Source organism: Mycobacteriales bacterium, from assembly GCA_036497565.1.
Taxonomy (GTDB): Bacteria; Actinomycetota; Actinomycetes; order Mycobacteriales; family QHCD01; genus DASXJE01.
Genome location: DASXJE010000188.1, coordinates 56,768 through 76,992, shown reverse-complemented (window position 1 = coordinate 76,992; position 20,225 = coordinate 56,768). Strand labels below are relative to the sequence as shown.

Genomic DNA, 20,225 nt, shown 5'->3' with positions numbered 1-20,225 from the left:
GGCAAGACGCATCCTGTCTCTGGTGAGCGCCGGCCAACTCCGCGCGGTCCTCGACGCGTGGCGCCTGGAACCCGTCGGGGACGTCACTCCGACCGCGCTCGGGACGATGAACGAGACGTTCGTCGTCACGACGCCGGTCCGTCGGCTGGTGCTGCGTCGCCACCGGCGTACCGACCGTTCCCTGGTCGAACGGGAGCATGACGTCATCGGGTACGCCCGTGACCACGGCATTCCGGCGCCTGCCGCGATCCCGACCCCGGCCGGCGACCGCGTCGTCGACCACGCCGGCCGGCTGTACTCCCTGTTCAGCTACGCGCCGGGGCGGCAGGTGGCCCGCGACGACCTCACCCCCGAGCACGCGCAGTCGATGGGAGACATGCTCGCCCGGGTGCACCTCGCGCTCGCGGACTACGCGTTCACGCCGTCGCCGGTGCCCGACCTGCCCAGCCGGGAGGACACCCTCCATCGACTGGCGGACATCGTCGAGGTGATCGAGCGACGCCCCGATCCGGATGTGCAGGAGCAGTGGGCACTGCAACGGCTGCGCAGCAGGGAACGCTGGCTGCGGTCCGGTGCCGACCCCGTACCGCCGGCACCCGATCCGGAACCTGTGCAGATGATTCACGGCGACTACCAGGAATCCAACCTCTTCTTCACCGGCAGCGTGGTCGCCGCGGTCATCGACTGGGACAAGGCCGAACCCGCCCACGCCGCCGACGAGATCGTCCGCGCGATGTACCTCTCGCTGCACCTGGCGGGATCGCGGTGCGCGGCATTCCTCGCCGGCTACCGGGCGGTCCGCGCGATCGGGACCGAGCTGCTCGACCGGGCCGCCGCCCGCTACGCCTTCGGCCAGGCGCACGACCTCTGGCTCTACGAAACGATCTACCTGCGCGGCGACGACCGGCCGCGGCAGTTCCTGCACCCCGGGACGTTCGTCCCCTTCGCCGACCGGTGGCGGACGGCCCGCGCAGAGTTCGGGTAGCCCACCCAGGTCAGACCTTCTCGACCGGGGCGTAACGCAGGAGCAACCGCTTCGCGCCGATGTCGCCGCCGAAGTCGATCGTCGCCTCGGCCCGGTCGGCGACCCCCTTGGTCGACACCACGGTGCCCAGGCCGAACGCGTCGTGGGTGACCCGGTCGCCGATCTCGAGCGATACGACGGGCCGGTTGCCCACCCCGCCGCGCAGGGTGCCGGCGGCGAGCCCGCGGGCGGCGACGCGGGTCTGCGCGGCCGGCTGCCGGCGTGGCTCGTCCCGCTCCCAGGCGACCAGGTCGGGCGGGATCTCGTCGAGGAACCGGGACGGCGGGTTGTAGGCCGGCTGCCCCCAGGCGCTGCGGGTGACCGCACGGGAGAGGTAGAGCCGGCGCTGGGCGCGGGTGATGCCGACGTAGGCGAGCCGCCGTTCCTCTTCGAGCTCCGTGGGGTCGGCGAGCGTGCGCAGGTGCGGGAAGATCCCGTCCTCCATGCCGGTGAGGAAGACGACCGGGAACTCCAGGCCCTTGGCGGTGTGCAGGGTCATCAGGGTCACCACGCCCGAGTCGGAGTCGGGGATCGAGTCGGCGTCGGCGACCAGCGAAACCTGCTCGAGAAACTCTTCGAGCGTGCCGCCGTCGCGCTGCTCCTCGAATTCGCGGGCGACGGACACCAACTCGTTGAGGTTGTCGACCCGGCCCTCGTCCTGCGGATCTGTGCTCGCCTCGAGCTCGGCGAGGTAGCGGGTGCGGTCGAGCACCGCCTCGATGACGGCGGCCGGTCCGTTGCCGGCGGCGACCGCGCGGAGCTCGGTCATCAGGCCGGTGAAGTCGGTGATCGCCTTGACCGAGCGGGACGCGATTCCCGGTGCGTCGTCGGCGCGGTCGAGGGCGTCGGAGTAGGAGATCCGCTCCCGCGACGCCAACGCCTCGACGCACGCCTGCGCCCGGTCGCCGATACCGCGGCGCGGAGTGTTGAGGATGCGACGCAGGCTGACCAGGTCGGCGGGGTTGGCGATGGTACGCAGATAGGCCAGCAGATCGCGCACCTCGCGGCGCTCGTAGAACCGCACGCCGCCGACCACGCGGTAGGGCAGCCCGACCCGGATGAAGACCTCCTCGAACACCCGCGACTGCGCGTTGGTGCGGTAGAAGACGGCGACATCCGCCGACGTCGCCTCCTTGGCGTCGGCGAGCCGGTCGATCTCCCCGGCGACCCATGCCGCTTCGTCGTGCTCGTTGTCGGCGACATAGCCGCGCACCTGCTCACCGGCACCGGCGTCGGACCAGAGGTTCTTGGCCCGGCGACTCTCGTTGCGCGCAATCAACGCATTGGCTGCGGACAGGATCGTCTGGGTCGACCGGTAGTTCTGCTCGAGCAGCACCGTCGTCGCGTCGGGGTAATCGCGCTCGAACTCCACGATGTTGCGGATCGTCGCGCCGCGGAAGGCGTAGATCGACTGGTCGGCGTCACCGACTACGGCGAGCTCAGCCGGCGGCACGGCGTCCTCGGCCCCGTCGCCGACGAGGTCGCCGTCGACCGTACGGCGCTCCGCGGTGCCGACGAGCTCGCGGATCAGCACGTACTGCGCATGGTTGGTGTCCTGGTACTCGTCGACCAGAACGTGCCGGAACCGGCGCCGGTAGTGCTCGGCCACGGCGGGGAACGCTTGCAGGAGATTGACCGTGGTCATGATGATGTCGTCGAAATCCAGCGCGTTGGCCTGCCGGAGCCGACGCTGGTAGAGCGTGTAGGCCTCTCCGAGCACCTTCTCCATCCCGGTGCCCGCCCGCGCCGCCCACGTCTCCTCGTCGACGAGTTCGTTCTTGAGGTTGCTCACCTGGGCGGCCAGCGACCGGGGTGGATAGCGCTTCGGATCGAGATCGAGGTCGCGCACGACGAGGGTCATCAGCCGCTGCGAGTCGGCCTGGTCGTAGATCGAGAAGTTGCTGGTGAGGCCGACCGTCTTGGCTTCCGCCCGAAGGATCCGCACACACATCGAGTGGAACGTCGACACCCACATCGCCCGAGCCCGGCGCCCGACCAGGCCCGCGACCCGCTCCCGCATCTCGCCGGCCGCCTTGTTGGTGAAGGTGATCGCCACGATCTGGCCCGGCGAGACGCCGCGGGCGGCGAGCAGGTAGGCGATCCGATGGGTGAGCACCCGGGTCTTGCCGGATCCCGCACCGGCCACGATCAACAGCGGCCCGCCGGCGTGGGTCACCGCCTGCCGCTGCTGCGGGTTGAGGTCGGCGAGCAGCGCTTCCGGATCAGGGGTGCGGGGTCCGGGCCGGCGCGGCGTGTCGTCGCCGTCGGACGGCGTATCAGGGACGTCGAAGAGGCTGCTCATCTCTCCCGTCACGATACGTCGCCCCGCTGACCGATTCGGCCGCCCACAGCGCCGGAGGGCGCGGCATTGGCCACGGGGCGGCTGGTGTGGCAGACTTCAGGCCGTGACGACGCGCGCAGCTCAGTTCTTTTATGGGTACCGGAGCCCGGTGCCCGTCGACGCCGTCTGACCCAGACCACCCGACGCCCCGGCCCTCCAGCCGGGGCGTTTTGCTGTCTCGGCAGGTGGGCCCCCAGCAAGGAGACCCCGTGACTGCACAGACAGACGCCGCGCTCCCCGACCTCTCGGCGGAGCCCGCACCGGCGGAGACCGACCCGATCGCCCTGCTCCGGGCCCGCATCGACGCGCTCGACGAGGGCATCATCCGGCTCGTCGCCGAGCGCGCCAGGCTGTCCCGGCAGGTGCAGTCCGCCCGGATCGCCGCCGGCGGGGTCCGGCTCGAGCTCGATCGGGAGCGCCGGGTGCTCGACTCCTACCGCGGCGGCCTCGGTGACGGCGGCGGATCGATCGGCGACGCCGTACTGCGCACCTGCCGGGGGCCGCTATAGCCAGTGGCCGCACCGGGTCCCGGGACGCCTCTACGATCGGTAGTCGTGACCCAACCTGACACCGGCCAGCCGGACGAGCCCGCCACCCGCGCCCTGGTCGTCGCCGCACACCCCGACGACATCGACTTCGGCGCCGCCGGAACGGTCGCCGCCTGGACGGCGGCGGGCATCGAGGTCGCCTACTGCATCGCGACCCGCGGCGACGCCGGCGGTTACGACGACACCCCGCGGGAGCTGATGGGCGACCTACGGGAGCGGGAGCAGCGCGCCGCCGCGGCCGAGGTCGGTGTGCACGACGTGACCTTCCTGGACTATCCCGACGGTCGGCTCTACGTCACCCACGAACTGCGCCGGGACATCACCCGCCAGATCCGCCGCGTGCGCCCGCACCGGGTGATCGGCCCGTCCCCGGAGCGGGACTGGCGGCTCCTCGGGCGCAGCCACCCGGACCACCTCGCGGTCGGCGAGGCGACGGTGGACGCGGTCTACCCCGATGCCCGTAATCCGTTCGCGCACCCCGAACTGCTCCGCGACGAGGGGCTTGCGGCCTGGACGGTCGGCGAGCTGTGGATAGCCGGCGGCCCCGACCCCGACCGCTACGTCGACATCACCGACACCTTCGACCGCAAGATCGCCGCGCTACGCGCCCACGCCAGCCAGACCGCGCACTTCGAGGATCTGCCCGGGCGGCTGCGGACCTGGCTCGAGGCGGCCGCGCGCGCCGGCGGGCTGCCGGAGGGCCACCTCGCCGAGTCGTTCCGGGTGATCGACACACGGTGATCCCGGCCCGCCGGCCGGGCCTGCGACGTCACACGATCCGACGGTCGGACGCCCATCGGGTGAGCTGGTGCCGGTTGGACAGCTGCAGCTTGCGCAGCACCGACGAGACATGCGTCTCCACCGTCTTCACCGAGATGAACAGCTGACCGGCGATCTCCTTGTAGGAGTAGCCGCGGGCGAGGAGCCGCAGCACGTCGCGCTCCCGTGCGGTGAGCGAGTCGAACTCCGGATCGACGACCGGGGTGCCGTTGCGATCGGTGAACGCGTCCAGCACGAAGCCGGCCAGCCGCGGGGAGAAGACCGCGTCACCGTCGGCCACCCGGCGGATCGCGGCGGCGAGGTCGTCACCGGAGATCGTCTTGGTCACGTAGCCGCGGGCACCGGCCCGGATGACGCCGATCACGTCCTCGGCGGCGTCGCTCACCGACAGCGCGAGCACCTTGGTGGTGCCCGACAGATCGCCGATCTGATCGAGTACGGCGCGCCCGCCGCCGTCGGGCATGTGGACGTCGAGCAGCACGACGTCGGGACGGGCCTGCCGGATCCCGGCGACGGCACCCGACACCGAGCCGGCGTCTCCGACCACGTCGACGGCTCCCGCGGCGGCCCGGGCCAGCTCGGCCCGCACCCCCGACCGGAACATCTCGTGGTCGTCCACCAGGAACACCCGGAGCGGGGTCACTGCTGGACCTTCGCGGTGCGGGTCATCGTCAACTCCACCTCGGTGCCGTCGCCCGGCGTACTGCGGATCGTGGCCCTCCCGCCGTGGCGTTTCATGCGACCGACGATCGAGCCGGCCACACCGTGTCGGTCGGCGCCCACGGCGTCCGGGTCGAACCCGACGCCGCGGTCGCGGATGAAGACGGTGACCGAGTCGGGTTCGACTTCGGCGTACAGCGACATCGTCTCGACCCCGCTGTGCTTGGCCGCGTTGACCAGTGCCTCCCGCGACGACTGGACCAACGCGTCCGTGCGCGGGTCGAGGTCGACGTCACCGACGACGACCGACTCTACGGCGACGCCGTAGGCGTCCTCGACCTCGGCCGCGACCGTCGTCATCGCCGCGCCGAACCGGGTGCTCTCGGCGTCGGCCGGGCGATACAGCCAGGTGCGCAGTTCGCGCTCCTGCCCCCGCGCCAGCCGCAGGACCTCGCGTGGTGACTCGGACTGCCGCTGGATCAGCGCGAGCGTCTGCAGTACGGAGTCGTGCAGGTGGGCGGCGAGTTCGGCACGCTCCTGGGACCGGATCCGCTCCCGCCGCTCGGCGGAGAGCTCCCCCACCAGCCGCCACCACCAGGGGCCGGTGATCACCGCCAGGCCGAGCAGCACGACGACGGTCGCGACGATGCCGTTGCGGGCGGCGGTGAGCTGATGCGACACCGCCAGGAAGGCCGCGATACCCGCGGTCACGAGTACGGCGCCCGCGGCGAGCCGCAACACGGCCGAGCGGGTGCCGCCGGCGCCGGTCAGCAGGGACGGGATGCGTCCGGTCGCGCGGGTGAGCTGGTCGCGTTGGGACTCGTCGGCCTGACGCCAGATCAGCGCCGCACCGATCGCGACGATCGCGACCGGCCAGACCAGCGCGTCGACCTGCAGGATCCCGATGCCCCGGAGCAGCAGGACCAGGCCGACGGCCACGGCGCCGATCGCCAGAGCCTGCCCGCGGCCCTCGAACCGCCGGGTCCGCGCCGGTCGACCGTCCTCGACCGCCCGCCGGGTCGGGATGACCACCCAGAGCACGGCGTAGAGCACGACGCCGAATCCCCCGAAGACGGACAGGACGAGGAAGGCGATGCGCACGTGCGTCGCGGACAGGTCGAGGTGGTCGGCGAGGCCCTGTGCGACACCGCTGAAGACGCGCCCCTCGGCGGGTCTGCTGACCCGCCGAGGCACGTACCGTGCCGCGCCTGCCGACCCCTGTGCGGTGCTGATCGCCGCCTCCTTCGTCCTCAGCAATCGTCACACGCGGCGGGCCGTCCCGGCCATCCGGCGCAACCCTGGAATCCTGGGCCCGATCTCAGGGTGGCCTACTCGGGGTGCCTACTCGGGGTCGGCCGAATCAGGGTCGAAATCAGGGTCCTCCCCGATGCCCGGCCGCGCGCGAGGCAGCACGATCGCGGCATGAGCAACTTCTCGGGCGGCTCGACTCCTCGCCGGCTGCAGCGCAGCCGCGACCAGCGCATGGTCGCGGGTGTGGCCGGCGGCCTGGCCGAGTACGTCGATGTCGACCCTCTGCTGATCCGCGTCCTGATCGCCGTCCTGGCCGTCTTCGGCGGCGTCGGTGTCCTCCTCTACGCGGTCGGGTGGTTGCTACTCCCCGACGCCCGGGAGGAGCACTCGATCGCCGAGTCGGTGATCGGCCGCGGCCGGCGAGGTACGCCGATGGCGGAGGGCATCGTGCTGGCGGTGATCGTGATCGCCCTCGTCGCGGCGGTCGGCCGGGGCGACCCGCGCAACCTCGCGCTGCTCGCGGTGGTCACGGTGGGCGGCGTCCTGGTCTACCGGCACCTGCAGGACCGCGGCCGGCAGAGCCCGGACTCGCCGCCGCCCCCGCCGCCCCCGGTCGGCTCGGCGCCACCTCCGGCCGCGTCCGCACCGTCCCCGGCCGCTCCGGACACCGGCGTGACGGCGCCCATCCCTGTCCCGGCCTCCGGAGCGACGCAGGACGCCGGAGCGACCCGGCCGCTCGGCGGGCCGGGCACCGAGGTGCTGCCGACCCGGCCACTACCCCGCGGCTCGCTGGCCACCGAGTCGATGAACGCGGTCAACCGGGCCGCCGAGCAGCTCGCCGCAGAGCGGCTCGCCGCCGAGGAGCGGACCGACCCGGACAGTGCGTGGCCGCTGGCCGGGGCGCCGGCCACCCCGCCGACAGGCCTCGAGCCGAAGCGGCGGCGCTCACCGCTGCGGCGGATCACCATCAGCCTGACGATCGTCGTCGTCGGATTGCTCATCGCGATCGACCGCGCCGGCGGCCTCGGACTGTCGGTCCGCAGCTACCTCGCCGTCGCGCTCGGTCTGGTCGGCGCCGGTCTGCTGGTCGGCGCGCGGTGGGGTAAGGCGCGGGGACTCACCCTGCTGGGCATCCCGCTGACCGTCGCGTTACTGATCGCGGCCAGCGCACCGCTGGCCGGGGGCGGTCCGGTCGGCGACCGGACCTGGGCTCCCACCACGGTCGGCGCCGTCCAGCACTCGTACAACATGCGCGCCGGCACCGCGACGCTCGACCTCGAGCGGGTCGACTTCGCCCACACCGGCGACGTGACGAGTCGGCTACAGGTCGGCGCCGGGACGATCAACGTCACCGTTCCGCCCGACGTCGACGTGACGATCCACGGCACGGCGGACGCGGGACAACTGCAGCTGCTCGGCACCGGACACGCCGGGCTCGATGTGAACCAGACCGTGAATGACACCGGGGCGGACGGTCCCGGTGGAGGACACCTCGACCTCACCGCGCAGGTCGGCGTCGGAACCGTGGAGGTAGATCGTGCAGCGGCATGACATCGACGTTTTCTCACTCGTGGCCGGCCTGTTCTTCGTCGGCATCGCCATGATCTGGGGTTTCGCGGGCCACACCGCGTCGCTGGGCGGCAGCTGGGAACTTCCCGCCCTGTTGATCGGGGTCGGCGCGGTCGGGCTGGTCAGCGCCCTGCCGCGGATGACGGGTCGGCGGCGCGGCGAGCGCCGGTGACGGCTGCGGGCCGTGCTACTCCCACTCGATCGTGCCGGGCGGCTTGCTCGTGACGTCGAGCGTGACCCGGTTGATCTCGCGGACCTCGTTGGTGATGCGGGTGGAGATCCGGGCCAGGACGTCGTAGGGCAGCCGGGACCAGTCGGCGGTCATGGCGTCCTCGCTGGAGACCGGCCGGAGCACGACCGGGTGGCCGTAGGTGCGACCGTCCCCCTGCACACCGACCGACCGGACATCGGCGAGCAGCACCACCGGGCACTGCCAGACCTCGCGGTCGAGGCCGGCAGCGGAGAGCTCCGCCCGGGCGATCGCGTCGGCGGCGCGCAGCATGTCGAGCCGGTCGCGGGTGACCGCACCGACGATGCGGATCGCCAGGCCCGGCCCGGGGAACGGCTGGCGCCACACCATCTCCGCGGGCAGGCCGAGCTCCTCGCCGGCGCGGCGTACCTCGTCCTTGAACAGCTCGCGGAGCGGCTCGACCAGCGCGAACTGCAGATCGTCGGGCAGCCCGCCCACGTTGTGATGGGACTTGATGTTCGACGCCCCCGCGCCGCCGCCGGACTCGACCACGTCGGGGTAGAGCGTGCCCTGGACGAGGAACTCAACGGTCTCGCCGTGGGCGCCGACCTCGGCGACCACGTCGCGGGCGGCCTGCTCGAAGACCCGGATGAACTCCCGGCCGATGATCCGTCGCTTCTGCTCGGGGTCGGAGACTCCGTCGAGGGCAGCGATGAATCGGTCCTCGGCGTGCACGACCCGCACCTGGACGCCGGTCGCGGCGACGTAGTCACGCTCGACCTGCTCGGTCTCCCCTTCCCGCATCAGCCCGTGGTCGACGTAGACGCAGGTCAGCCGGTCGCCGACCGCCTCGTGCACGAGGGCCGCGGCGACCGCCGAGTCGACGCCGCCGGACAACGCGGCGAGCACCCGCTTGTCGCCCACCTGGGCGCGGATCCGGCGGATCTGCTCGTCGACGACGTTCTCCGTCGTCCACAGCGGACGGATCCCGGCGACGTCGTAGAGGAAGTGCTCGAGCACCTTCTGCCCGTACGGCGAGTGCGCCACCTCGGGGTGGAACTGCACCCCGGCGAGGTGGCGGTCGGTGGCCTCGAACGCCGCCACCGGCGAGTCGTCGGTGCCCGCGGTGACGGTGAATCCCTCGGGCGCACTGGTGACCGCGTCGCCGTGCGACATCCACACCTGGTGCTTCTCCGGCGTGTCCGCCAGCAGGCGGGACGCCGGGGTGGCGACCTGCAGCATGGTCGCGCCGTACTCCGACCGCCCCGTGTGGCTCACGGTGCCGCCGAGGGCCCGGGCCATCAGCTGGTGCCCGTAGCAGATCCCGAGCACGGGGACCCCGGCGTCGAACAGGCCCTCGGGGGCCGCCGGCGCGCCCTCGGCGTAGACGCTCGCCGGGCCGCCGGAGAGCACGATCGCGGCGGGCCGCCGGGCGAGCATCTCCTGGACCGGGGTGTCGTGCGCGACGATCTCGCTCTTGACCCGCGCCTCCCGGATCCGGCGCGCGATCAGCTGGGCGTACTGCGCCCCGTAGTCGACGACCAGGACGACGTCGTGGCCGGGATCCGCGCTGCTGCTGTCCACCGCCCGAGCCTACCGACCGCGACGGCGGGGATCGGTTTCCCCATCAGACAATTCGGATGCGACGCGGACCCCGGTGGGTCAGGATGGACGCCGTCGCTCCGCTCTGAGCGAACCGCCCGCCTCCCCCGTCGCGCCGACACCAAAGTTGTCGGACGCTCGGAGTAGGCAGCGATCTGTGGACGACAAGCGCGGCCGGCGCTGATCGAAATGAGCCCGAGGAGACAACGCAATGGCCCAGCCAGCGGACAACAGTCCCGCCATCTTCGTCGAGGGGATGCGGAAGTCGTTCGGGTCCGTCGAGGCGCTGCGGGGCATCGACTTCGCCGTGCCCCGCGGCACGGTGCTCGGCGTCCTCGGGCCCAACGGCGCCGGCAAGACGACCGCAGTCCGCATCCTCACCACCCTGCTCACGCCGGACGCCGGAAAGGTGTTGATCGAGGGTCAGGACGTCGTCCGTGACCCGGCGGCGGTCCGTCGCTCGATCGGCCTCGCCGGCCAGTCGGCGGCGATCGTCGAGGAGCTCACCGGCCGGGAAAACCTGGAGATCATCGGGCGGCTGAGCCACTTGGGCCGGAGCGAGTCGCGGCGTCGCGCCGCGGAGCTGCTCGACCGCTTCGACCTGTCCGACGCCGCCGACCGCAACGCCAAGACCTACTCCGGCGGCATGCAGCGCCGGCTCGACCTCGCCGCCAGCCTGGTCGCGCGCCCGGCCGTGCTCTTCCTCGACGAGCCGACCACGGGCCTCGACCCGCGCAGCCGGATCGGGATGTGGGACATCATCCGTGCGCTGGTCAACGACGGCACCACGCTGCTGCTGACCACGCAGTACCTCGACGAGGCCGACCAGCTCGCCGACGAGATCGTGGTGATCGACCACGGGCTGGTCATCGCCGGCGGCACGGCCGACCAGCTCAAGGACCGGGTCGGCGGCGACGTCCTCGAGTTCGAGGTGCCTGACCGCGCGCAGGTGGCCACCGCCGTACAGGTCGTGGCCGGCCTCGGCGCCGGTGAGCCCCAGGTCGACGAGGAGCGCGGCGCCGTGACGATCCCCGCCGGCGCGCTCGGCTCCCGGACCCTCATCGAGGCCGTCCGCCGGCTCGACGCCGCGGGCGTGGAGCCCGACGGGCTGGCGCTTCGCCGGCCCTCGCTCGACGACGTCTTCCTCGCCCTCACCGGCCACGCGGCCGAGGAGGACGGCACCACCGAACCGACCCGACGGGGCCGTCATTCCCGTCCGGTCTCCACCGGAACGGAGAACTGATCCTGATGGCTGCGACCACGATTCTGGCCCCGTCGGCCCCCGGGCCGATCCAGCAGGCCAGATGGGCGGTGAGCGACTCGCTCACCATGGCCCAGCGCAACCTGCTGGTGTGGATCCGGGTGCCGGCCTACATCGTCTTCACCGTCGTCCAACCGGTGATCTTCGTCCTGCTGTTCCGCTACGTCTTCGGCGGCGCGATCCCGGTCGCAGGCGGTAGCTACGTCGACTACATGATCCCCGGGATCATCGCGCAGACCGCCGGCTTCGCGTCGATGGGGACGGCGATCTCGCTGGCGATCGAGATGCGCAAGGGGGTCATCGACCGGCTCCGGTCGATGCCGATGTCCCGCTCGGCCGTCCTCGCCGGCCGGCTGATCGCCGACACGGTCCGGATGCTCATCACGATCCTGATCCTCGTCGGGATCGCCTACGCCGTCGGCTTCCGGTTCCACAACGGACTCGACGGCGCGGTGGGGATGGTGCTGCTGGCGCTGGCCTTCGGCGTCACCGTCTGCTGCGTCTCGGCCTTCATCGGGCTGGCGATCAAGGACGAGGAGTCGGTGCAGGCCTTCGGGATGATCTGGCTCTTCCCGCTGACCTTCGTGAGCTCCGCGTTCGTGCCGGTGGCCTCGATGCCCGGGTGGCTGCAGACGTTCGCCCGCAACCAGCCGGTCACGGTCATCATCGACACGATGCGGTCGTTCGCGCTCGGCGGGCCGGTCGCCTCCGAGCTCTGGAAGAGCATCGCGTGGCTGGCCGGCATCGCGCTGATCTTCGCGCCGCTGGCAGTGCGGACCTACCGCCGGGCGAGCTAGCGGGTCACTCCCCGCCGCCCTCCGCGATCAGCGGCAGGTTGGGGTCGGACAGGTCGAGCAGGCCGTCCTCGACGAAGCGGTAGCGGCCGGCCATGACCTGCTGCGCGGCGACGTACTCGGCGGCGTCGTCGTTCGCCCACAGTTCGTGGAAGAGTGCGTCGATCCGGCGGCGGGCGCCCTTGCAGAAGAGGTCGGCGAGCTCCACGGCGCGCTGACCGTCGGAGTCGCGGTCCGGGCCGTCGGGGCCCTGGCGACTCCACCGGTCGGCGGGATCGTCGTCGAGCATCATCTGCGCACGGCAGACCACGGCGCTCATTGCGAACAGCTCCGCGCCGATGTCGACGAGCCGCCCGAGGAAGCCCTGCTTCTTCTCCAGCCGGCCCTGCCAGCGGGACATGCCCCAGAAGGTGGAGCGGGCGAGCTTGCGCGACGAGCGCTCCACGAACCGCAGGTGGCCGGCGAGCGAACCGAACTCGGCGAACGCCCGGGGGTTGTCGCCGTGCCCGACCGCCAGGGTCGGCAACCACTTCGCGTAGAAGCCACCGGCCTTCGCCGCGCCGCGTGCCTTCTCCGACAGCGCCTTGTCGGGATCGATGATGTCGCCGGCCACCGCGAGGTGGGCGTCGACCGCCTCGCGGGCGATGATCAGCCGCATGATCTCGCTGGAGCCCTCGAAGATTCGGTTGATCCGCATGTCGCGCAGCGCCTGTTCCGCGGCGAGCGGACGCTCGCCGCGGGCGGCCAGCGAGTCGGCCGTCTCGTAGCCGCGGCCGCCGCGGATCTGCACCAGGTCGTCGACCAGCCGCCAGCCGTGCTCGGAGCAATACAGCTTGGCGAGAGCAGCCTCGATCCGGATGTCGTTGCGGTCCTCGTCGGCCATCAGGGAGGACATGTCGACGACGGCCTCGAGGGCGAAGGCCATGCTGGTGATGTAGGCGATCTTCTTCGCGACCGCTTCGTGCTCGCCGACGGCGTGTCCCCATTGGATCCGCCCGGCGCCCCACTCCCGGGCCACCATCGCCGACCACTTCGCCGTACCCGCGCAGATCGCCGGCAGCGAGAGCCGACCGGTGTTGAGTGTCGTGAGCGCGATCCGCAGCCCGCGGCCCTCCTCGCCGACGAGGTTCTCGGCCGGGATCCGGACGTCGGTGAACCGGGTGACGCCGTTCTCGATGCCGCGCAGGCCCATGAAGGCGTTGCGGTGCAGCACCTCGACGCCCGGCGACGACGACTCGACGATGAAGGCGCTAATGCCGCCGCGATGCCCGGGCGACTTGGGCACGGTGGCCATGACGATCAACAGCGACGCGACTACGCCGTTGGTGGTCCACAGCTTCGTGCCGTTGAGCACGTAGCCGCTGCCGTCCTCGGTCGGTACGGCGGTGGAATGCATGCGGGCCGGGTCGCTGCCCACGTCGGGCTCGGTGAGCAGGAACGCGCTGATCTCGTCCTTCGCGCAGCGCGGCAGGTAGGTGCGCCGCTGTTCCTCGGTGCCGGCGAACTTCAGCGGCTGCGGCAGGCCGATCGACTGGTGCGCCGAGAGCAGGGTGGCGAGCGCGGCGTGCGCCTGGCCCACCATCGCCAGCGCCCGGTTGTAGTAGAGCTGGGAGAGCCCGAGGCCGCCGTACTCGACGTCGATCTTCATGCCGAGAGCGCCGAGGTCGGCCAGGCCCTTCACGACCCGGTCGGGGACCTTCGCGGTGCGCTCGATCTCCCGCGGGTCGACCTCGGTGCGGCAGAACGCCTCCAGCCGAGCGAGGAACGCCTCGCCGCGCTCGACGTCGTCCGCTCGCGGCCGGGGATGCGGGTGGATGAGATCGGGACGGAACCGGCCGAGGAACAGTTCCTTGCCGAAGCTGGGCTTGCGCCACTCGGTGTCCCGGGACTCTTCGGCGAGCGTGCGGGCCTGTCGTTCGCTCACCTGCGGCGTCTCCGTCATGCCACCCACCCTTCTAGTTACTGGCCAGTAAACCAGTGTCTATCAGGTGATGCGCGGGCCGTCGCCGGATTGGCCGCCGGCGGCCGTAGACACCTCGACGCCGCCCTGTGCCCTTGCTTCGCTGGGCGGAGCAAGGGGACAGCTGCGCGCAGCAAGGGGACAGCTGCGCGCAGCAAGGGCACCGCTGGTGGGGAGCGGCAGGCGTCAGGCGGGCGTGCCGAGCGTGAGCTCGACCCGCTGGAACTCCTTGAGGTCGGAGAATCCGGTCTTGGCCATCGAGCGGCGCAGGCCGCCGAAGAGGTTGGCCTCGCCGGTCGGGTCGTCCGAGGGCCCGTTGAGCAGGGTCTGCAGCGGGCCCACCGGCTCGCGGGGCGGCGCGACCAGGCCGCGGGGAAGCTTCGGGTGGGCGGCGGCGGTGTGCCACCAGGCCCCTGCCGCCGGTGCCTCCTCGGCCGCCGCCAGCGGGCTGCCCAGCATCACCGCGTCGGCACCGCAGGCGATGGCCTTCGCGATGGCGCCGCTGCACTCGATCCCGCCGTCGGCGATGACGTGGACGTAGCGGCCACCGGTCTCGTCGAGGTAGTCCCGCCGCGCCGCGGCGGCGTCGGCGATGGCGCTCGCCATCGGCACCCGGATGCCGAGTACGTCGTCGGAGGTGGCGAAGCCGTCGGCCCCCATCCCGACGATCACGCCGGCGGCGCCGGTGCGCATCAGGTGCAGGGCGGTCTGGTAGGTCGCGCATCCCCCGACGATCACCGGGACGTCGAGGTCGGCGATGAACTCCTTGAGGTTCAGCGGCGCGGTGTGCTCGGAGACGTGCTCGGCGGAGACGATGGTGCCCTGAATGACCAGCATGTCGATCCCGCCGTCGAGCAGCACCGGAGCCAGCTCCATCGTGTGCTGCGGCGAGAGACGCACCGCCGTCGTACTCCCCGACCGGCGTAGCTCCTCGACCCGGTCGGCGAGCAGGTCAGGCCGGATCGGGTCGACGTAGGAGGCCTGCAGGCGACGGGTGACCGCGCGCGCGTCCATCGCCTCGCCGTCCTTGGGCCAGACCGAGCGGAGCATCGACGTCGGGTCCTCGTGCCGAGCCCACAGCCCCTCACCGTTGAGGACACCGAGCCCGCCGAGCCGGCCGACCTCGGCGACGGTGCGGGGGCTCATGGTCGCGTCGGAGGGATGCGCCACCAACGGCAACGAGAACGGGAAGGCGTCGATCTGCCAGCCGATCGACACGTCCTGCGACCCGCGGGTACGCCGGGTCGGCACGATCGCGATCTCGTCCAGGTCATACCCGCGCCGGGCCGTCTTTCCCTGCCCGATCTCGACGGTGTCACGCACGACTCAAACCTCTCTACGGGGTCGCTGCTCCCGGGCGGTCTCAGCGCGTGTGGTAGTTGGGCGCCTCGACGGTCATCTGGATGTCGTGCGGGTGGTTCTCCTTCAGCCCCGCCGCGGTGACCCGCACGAACCGGCCGCGTTGCTGCAGGTCCCCGATCGTAGGGGTACCGCAGTAGCCCATCGCCGCCTGTAGCCCGCCGACGAGTTGGTGCGCGACTGCGGCCAGCGGGCCGCGGTAGGGCACCTGCCCCTCGACCCCCTGCGGAACCAGCTTGTCGTCGGAGAGCACGTCGTCCTGGAAGTAGCGGTCCTTGGAGTAGGACCTTGCGTCGCCGCGGCCCTGCATCGCCCCGAGCGAGCCCATGCCGCGGTAGGACTTGAACTGCTTGCCGTTGATGAAGATCAGCTCGCCCGGGCTCTCTTCCACGCCGGCGAGCAGGCTCCCCAACATCACGCTGTCCGCACCCGCGACGATGGCCTTCGCGATGTCGCCCGAGTACTGCATGCCGCCGTCGGCGATGACCGGAACGCCGGCGGGCCGGGCCGCGGCGCTCGCCTCGGTGATCGCGCTGACCTGGGGTACGCCGACCCCGGCGACCACCCGCGTCGTACAGATGGAACCGGGGCCCACCCCGACCTTGACGCCGTCGGCGCCGGCGTCGATGAGCGCCTGCGCGCCCTCGCGGGTCGCGACGTTGCCCCCGATGACGTCGACCCGGGTGTCGGCCTTGAGGCGGCGCACCATTGCGAGCACCGCGGTGGAGTGACCGTGTGCGGTGTCGACCACGACGACGTCGACGCCGGCATCGACGAGCGCACCGGCCCGCTTGTAGGCGTCCTCCCCCACGCCGACCGCCGCGCCGACGACCAGCCGGCCGTCGGCGTCCTTGGTGGCGAGCGGGAAGGCGTCGCTCTTGACGAAGTCCTTGACCGTGATCAGGCCGCGCAGCCGGTCGGACTCGTCGACGAGCGGCAGTTTCTCGACCTTGTGCTGACGGAGCAGGGCGAGCGCATCCGCCTGCGACACGCCGACAGGGGCGGTGACCAGCGGCATCGCGGTCATCACCTCGCGCACCGGGCGGGCGTGATCGTTTTCGAACCGGATGTCCCGATTGGTGACGATGCCCACAAGAACCCCGTCCCGGTCGATCACCGGGACGCCGGAGATGCGGTAGCGGGCGCACAACTCGTCGACGTCACGCAGGGTGTGATCGGGCGAGCAGGTCACCGGATGGGTGACCATCCCCGCCTCGGAGCGCTTGACGAGGTCGACCTGGGCGGCCTGGTCCTCGACCGAGAGATTGCGGTGCAGGACGCCGATCCCGCCCTGGCGGGCCATTGCGATGGCCATCCGGGCCTCCGTGACGGTGTCCATCGCGGAGGAGAGCAGCGGCACCCGCAGCCGGATCGACCGGGAGAGCCTGGTGGAGGTGTCGGCTTCGCTGGGGATGACGTCGGATGCCGCGGGCAGCAGCAGCACGTCGTCGAAAGTGAGCCCCACGCCGATCGGCGCGGAGGAGACGTCGGGGATGCCGCCGGATTCCTGCATCGCACCCTTCCTGGAACGCGCGGACGCCGCCACCGAACGCCCTCGAAGTCTCATCGTAGCGGCAGGATGTTGCCGCACCCGGGCCCGATGCGGCTACGGTGGAGGGCGTGACGGACGACGGACCCCTCGACCCGTTCTTCGGAGACCCGAGCGACCCGGCCGCCGCGCTCGACGACGACGAGGTCAGCGAGCCGCTGGAGCCGACCGAACGACAGGACGTGCTGTCCGACCTCGAGGATCTCGAGGTCTTCGAAGCGCTGCTCGTTCCTCGGGGCGTACGCGGCGTGGTGATCGACTGCGACGATTGCCGCGAGCCCCATTACTTCGGCTGGGATCTGATGCGGGCCAACCTGCGCCATCTGCTCGACGTGGGCCAGACCCGCGTGCACGAGCCGGCCTTCTGCCCCGATCCCTCGCTGTACGTGTCCTGGGACTACGCGCGTGGCTTCGCCGACGGCGTGCTGTCGTCGGTCGACGAGGGCCAGCGCTAGCTCACCTGCGCACGCGGTCAGCGGTGGCGGTGCCAGTCGCGATGCCAGCCGTCCGCCCGATCCCACCCTCGGGCGTGCCGTTCGGCGCGGATGTGCCATCGGTCGGTGCGGACGCCTCGATCGGAGTCCCAGGGAAGCGTGATCCCGGGCTGCTTGATCCCGGTCGGCGCGCGCTCGACCGGCGCGTCGGGACGTGGTCGGGATGACTCCGGAGTTGATCGCGTCGGTGCCGGTCGTGCCTGCGCCGTGGGACGAGCTGCGGCGCCGGCGAGGTGGTCGGTCTGGCCGCCGGCCGATTGTCCGCCGGAGGTCGCGAGCAGCGAGTGGGTACGCGCCGGGACATGGTGGGCCGCGGTCCGGTGCGGGTGGCCGGACGTCGTCGGACCCGACGGCGCGCGGACGGACACCATCCGGCTCAACTGCTGCCGCAGGCCGAGCAGCTGCGTCGACATCGCCGCGCGGCCGTCCGCGACACCGACCCCGGTCAGGTGGACCCGGGCCTGCATGAGGGCGGCTTCCGCGTCGGTCCACCGGCGTGTCGCGATGGCTAGCTGCGCCGCCTGCAGCAACTGCAACACCCGGGCGCGGGCGTGCATGGACTGGGACTGGGTGGTGCCGACCTCCTGCCGGCTGCTCGGCGTCGTGGCGGCATGGGGCTGGCGGGCCAGGCTCAGGCCCCCCAGGCAGATCACGACGACCGCGGCCGCTACGCCGACGACGCGGGCGGTACGCCGCCGCGCGTGCCGGCGGGCCGCTGCCGCGGCCAGCTCCGCGGTGGGCAGCACGATCGACGGATGGTCCCGGTCGACGTCGGCACACCACTGGGCGAGCGTCGTCGCGACCGCGTCGTCCGGGAGACCGTCGTAGGCCCGGCCGGCGAGCGCGTCGCAGAGCTCGTCGTCCCGGCCCACTCCGTCACCGGCGAGATCGATGACAGTCACGAGACCAACTCGGCCTCGGCGGCCGCGAGCATCCGCAGCCGGCTCAGTGCGCGGTGCTGGGCGACCCGCACCGCGCCGGCCGACATTCCGAGGGAGTCGGCGACCTCACGCGCCGACATGCCGACCGCGATCCGCAGGATCACGACCTCGCGCTGCATGTCGGGGAGCATCGCCAGCAACCGGTGCAGGCCGTGGGTCCGTTCGGCGGAGACGGCAATCTGCTCGGGTCCGTCAGCGAGGTCGGCGGTGTCCGGCAGCTCGCCCGACGGGTCGCTGCGCACGGCGTGGAGGCGTTGCGCATCGACGACCTTGTGCGCAGCGATGCCGTAGGCGAACGCGACGAAGGGCCGGCCGCGGTCGACGTAGCGGGGCAGAGCCGTCAGCACGGCGAGACACACCTCCTGCGCCACATCGTCGGCAGATCCCCGCCCCCCGTCGCGGCCGCCGAGTCGCGCGCGGCAGTAGCGCACGATGAGCGGCCGGACCCGGGCGAGGAGCGCCTCGGTCGCGGCCGCATCGCCCTCCGCCGCCCGGCACGCCAGCGGGCCGAGATCGATTTCTTCATCCGCAGTGCTCATCGGAACGGCGCGTCCCCCTGTTACACCACCCGAGCCGGCCTCGGACCGAGAGCCGGTACGACGCGAGTCGGGACGAACGCACGCCGCTGTCGGCATGTCCCGACGATCATCGGCGGCAACTGTAGAGCACCGACCGCCTCGAGCGGCAGGGTCAATGCACCAATCCGCCACGAAATCCCTGCGCGACAGCCTGCGCGCGGTCGTGCACGCCGAGTTTGCGGAACAGCCGACGGGCATGCGTCTTGACGGTGTCCTCGGACAGGAACAGGTCGCCGCCGATCTCGTGGTTGCTCTTGCCCTGGCTCATCCCGAGCAGGACCTGCATCTCCCGCGGCGTCAACGCCGGCCGGCCGTTGCCCGACGGCACGACCGCCGGGGCGGAGTCCCCGTTCGGGGCCAGCGCATGAGCCAGTGCGGCGTAGACCTCCAGATGGGAGGCGTCCCAGCACAGGAAGCCGCGGGCACCCGAGGCCATGGCCGCGGTGAGGTTGGCGTGGTCGTCCGCCGCACCGAACACGAGGACCGCCGCCTGGGGGTGCTCGGCCATCAGCCGTCGAATAGTGACGATCCCGGTGTCGATCGCCCGATGGGTGCCCACGAAGACGACGTCCGGGTGCTCATGCGGGTAACGCTCGAGCAGTTCCTCGCCGCTGGCCACCGTGTTGACCGGATCGAACGCCGGAACGGCCGCGAGGAACCGCGCGAGGCGGTCCCGGACCTCTCGGCGCTCGTCGCAGATCAGCACGCTCGCCACCCGACTGAGTGAACACCCCTGTCCGGCGTGGTGTCAGGTCGACGGAGAATCACATACATATGACACTACGTGTCCGTACCGCGGCCACGGGGTGCCGGAGGACGCGGTCTCTGCCGGGACGGATCAGTTGTCGCCATCGGCGGTGTGCGGTGGGCCGGACGTGGGTAGGAGCCATGCCGTAGCAAGGGTTCGTGTCCGAGCGGCCGGCGCTATCAAGATCGTGACCACGACCGAGGGCGCGGTCGGCCGATCCGAGAGAGGTACCTCGATGGCAGACATCCGCCGGCTACCTGGACCCAATGCCCAGGTATGGGAATGGCAGTACGCGGGCTCCTGCCGCGATCAGGACGCCAACCTGTTCTTCCACCCCGAAGGGGAGCGCGGCCCGGCCCGGGACGCGCGCGAGGAGGCGGCCAAGGCCGTCTGCGCACGCTGCCCGGTGATCACCCAGTGCCTCGAGCAGGCGCTCGCCGTCCAAGAGCCCTACGGCGTCTGGGGCGGCACGACCGAGTCCGAGCGGGCCGACCTGCTGGCCCGCCGCGGAGGCCTTGCCCCGGCGGTCTGACCGCCGCGGCGGCCGCGATCCGGCGACCGACGCCACGAAACTCG

The 20,225-nt window shown here is 71.8% G+C and carries 19 protein-coding genes; 9 read left to right on the top strand and 10 right to left on the bottom strand.

From position 1 onward, the window contains the following. The first annotated feature begins 22 nt into the window (after positions 1-22). The gene (locus VGH85_15955) at positions 23-985 is read left to right on the top strand and encodes a phosphotransferase (protein ID HEY2175302.1); all 963 of its coding nucleotides are present in this window, start codon (positions 23-25) and stop codon (positions 983-985) included. Between the two features lie 10 nt (positions 986-995). On the opposite strand, the gene pcrA is transcribed toward VGH85_15955, so the two are convergent. After that, positions 996-3,326, bottom strand: a complete 2,331-nt coding sequence (gene pcrA, locus VGH85_15950; GenBank protein HEY2175301.1) for a DNA helicase PcrA — start codon at positions 3,324-3,326, stop codon at positions 996-998. A gap of 248 nt (positions 3,327-3,574) precedes the next feature. Here pcrA and VGH85_15945 point away from each other — a divergent pair, with 248 nt between their 5' ends. Further along, positions 3,575-3,874: a chorismate mutase gene (locus VGH85_15945; GenBank protein HEY2175300.1), complete on the top strand. Its 300-nt coding sequence runs from the start codon at positions 3,575-3,577 to the stop codon at positions 3,872-3,874. 45 nt (positions 3,875-3,919) lie between these two features. Beyond that, entirely contained in the window at positions 3,920-4,654 is a 735-nt protein-coding gene (locus VGH85_15940; protein ID HEY2175299.1) for a PIG-L deacetylase family protein, read from the top strand. 28 nt (positions 4,655-4,682) lie between these two features. Here VGH85_15940 and VGH85_15935 read toward each other — a convergent pair whose 3' ends face one another. Then, entirely contained in the window at positions 4,683-5,336 is a 654-nt protein-coding gene (locus VGH85_15935; GenBank protein ID HEY2175298.1) for a response regulator transcription factor, read from the bottom strand. After that, a complete protein-coding gene (locus VGH85_15930) occupies positions 5,333-6,547 on the bottom strand; it encodes a PspC domain-containing protein (GenBank protein HEY2175297.1) in 1,215 nt (404 codons plus the stop codon). Before VGH85_15930 ends, VGH85_15935 begins: the two co-directional genes overlap by 4 nt. A gap of 228 nt (positions 6,548-6,775) precedes the next feature. Here VGH85_15930 and VGH85_15925 point away from each other — a divergent pair, with 228 nt between their 5' ends. Together VGH85_15925 and VGH85_15920 are read left to right on the top strand one after the other, a co-directional pair. Continuing rightward, positions 6,776-8,155 carry a PspC domain-containing protein gene (locus VGH85_15925; GenBank protein ID HEY2175296.1) on the top strand — a complete coding sequence of 460 codons (1,380 nt, stop codon included), beginning with the start codon at positions 6,776-6,778 and terminating at the stop codon, positions 8,153-8,155. Beyond that, the gene (locus tag VGH85_15920) at positions 8,142-8,345 is read left to right on the top strand and encodes a hypothetical protein (GenBank protein ID HEY2175295.1); all 204 of its coding nucleotides are present in this window, start codon (positions 8,142-8,144) and stop codon (positions 8,343-8,345) included. The genes VGH85_15925 and VGH85_15920 overlap by 14 nt, the downstream gene beginning before the upstream one ends. A 15-nt stretch (positions 8,346-8,360) precedes the next feature. Here VGH85_15920 and guaA read toward each other — a convergent pair whose 3' ends face one another. After that, complete coding sequence (gene guaA / locus VGH85_15915) at positions 8,361-9,947, bottom strand: glutamine-hydrolyzing GMP synthase (protein HEY2175294.1); 1,587 nt, start codon at positions 9,945-9,947, stop codon at positions 8,361-8,363. A gap of 229 nt (positions 9,948-10,176) precedes the next feature. Between guaA and VGH85_15910 the strand changes: the two genes are divergently transcribed. Both VGH85_15910 and VGH85_15905 read left to right on the top strand, forming a co-directional pair. Then, the gene (locus VGH85_15910) at positions 10,177-11,208 is read left to right on the top strand and encodes an ATP-binding cassette domain-containing protein (GenBank protein ID HEY2175293.1); all 1,032 of its coding nucleotides are present in this window, start codon (positions 10,177-10,179) and stop codon (positions 11,206-11,208) included. A 5-nt stretch (positions 11,209-11,213) separates the two neighbouring features. Continuing rightward, a complete protein-coding gene (locus tag VGH85_15905) occupies positions 11,214-12,023 on the top strand; it encodes an ABC transporter permease (GenBank protein ID HEY2175292.1) in 810 nt (269 codons plus the stop codon). Positions 12,024-12,027: 4 nt separating this feature from the next. On the opposite strand, the gene VGH85_15900 is transcribed toward VGH85_15905, so the two are convergent. The 3 genes from VGH85_15900 to guaB form a co-directional block, all read right to left on the bottom strand. Then, positions 12,028-13,962 (bottom strand): acyl-CoA dehydrogenase family protein, encoded by a 1,935-nt coding sequence (locus VGH85_15900; GenBank protein HEY2175291.1) that lies wholly within the window; start codon positions 13,960-13,962, stop codon positions 12,028-12,030. A gap of 204 nt (positions 13,963-14,166) precedes the next feature. Further along, a complete protein-coding gene (locus tag VGH85_15895) occupies positions 14,167-15,303 on the bottom strand; it encodes a GuaB3 family IMP dehydrogenase-related protein (GenBank protein ID HEY2175290.1) in 1,137 nt (378 codons plus the stop codon). 40 nt (positions 15,304-15,343) lie between these two features. Further along, a complete protein-coding gene (gene guaB / locus VGH85_15890; GenBank protein ID HEY2175289.1) occupies positions 15,344-16,852 on the bottom strand; it encodes an IMP dehydrogenase in 1,509 nt (502 codons plus the stop codon). Between the two features lie 107 nt (positions 16,853-16,959). Between guaB and VGH85_15885 the strand changes: the two genes are divergently transcribed. Next, positions 16,960-17,343 (top strand): DUF5319 domain-containing protein, encoded by a 384-nt coding sequence (locus VGH85_15885; GenBank protein HEY2175288.1) that lies wholly within the window; start codon positions 16,960-16,962, stop codon positions 17,341-17,343. A 17-nt stretch (positions 17,344-17,360) separates the two neighbouring features. On the opposite strand, the gene VGH85_15880 is transcribed toward VGH85_15885, so the two are convergent. The 3 genes from VGH85_15880 to VGH85_15870 form a co-directional block, all read right to left on the bottom strand. Next, positions 17,361-18,284 (bottom strand): hypothetical protein, encoded by a 924-nt coding sequence (locus VGH85_15880; protein HEY2175287.1) that lies wholly within the window; start codon positions 18,282-18,284, stop codon positions 17,361-17,363. Next, positions 18,281-18,862 carry an RNA polymerase sigma factor ShbA gene (shbA, locus tag VGH85_15875; protein HEY2175286.1) on the bottom strand — a complete coding sequence of 194 codons (582 nt, stop codon included), beginning with the start codon at positions 18,860-18,862 and terminating at the stop codon, positions 18,281-18,283. The genes VGH85_15880 and shbA overlap by 4 nt, the downstream gene beginning before the upstream one ends. 151 nt (positions 18,863-19,013) lie before the next feature. Then, entirely contained in the window at positions 19,014-19,616 is a 603-nt protein-coding gene (locus tag VGH85_15870; GenBank protein HEY2175285.1) for a response regulator transcription factor, read from the bottom strand. Positions 19,617-19,884: 268 nt separating this feature from the next. On the opposite strand from VGH85_15870, the gene VGH85_15865 reads away from it, so the two are divergent. After that, complete coding sequence (locus VGH85_15865; protein HEY2175284.1) at positions 19,885-20,181, top strand: WhiB family transcriptional regulator; 297 nt, start codon at positions 19,885-19,887, stop codon at positions 20,179-20,181. The last annotated feature ends 44 nt before the right edge of the window (positions 20,182-20,225 follow it).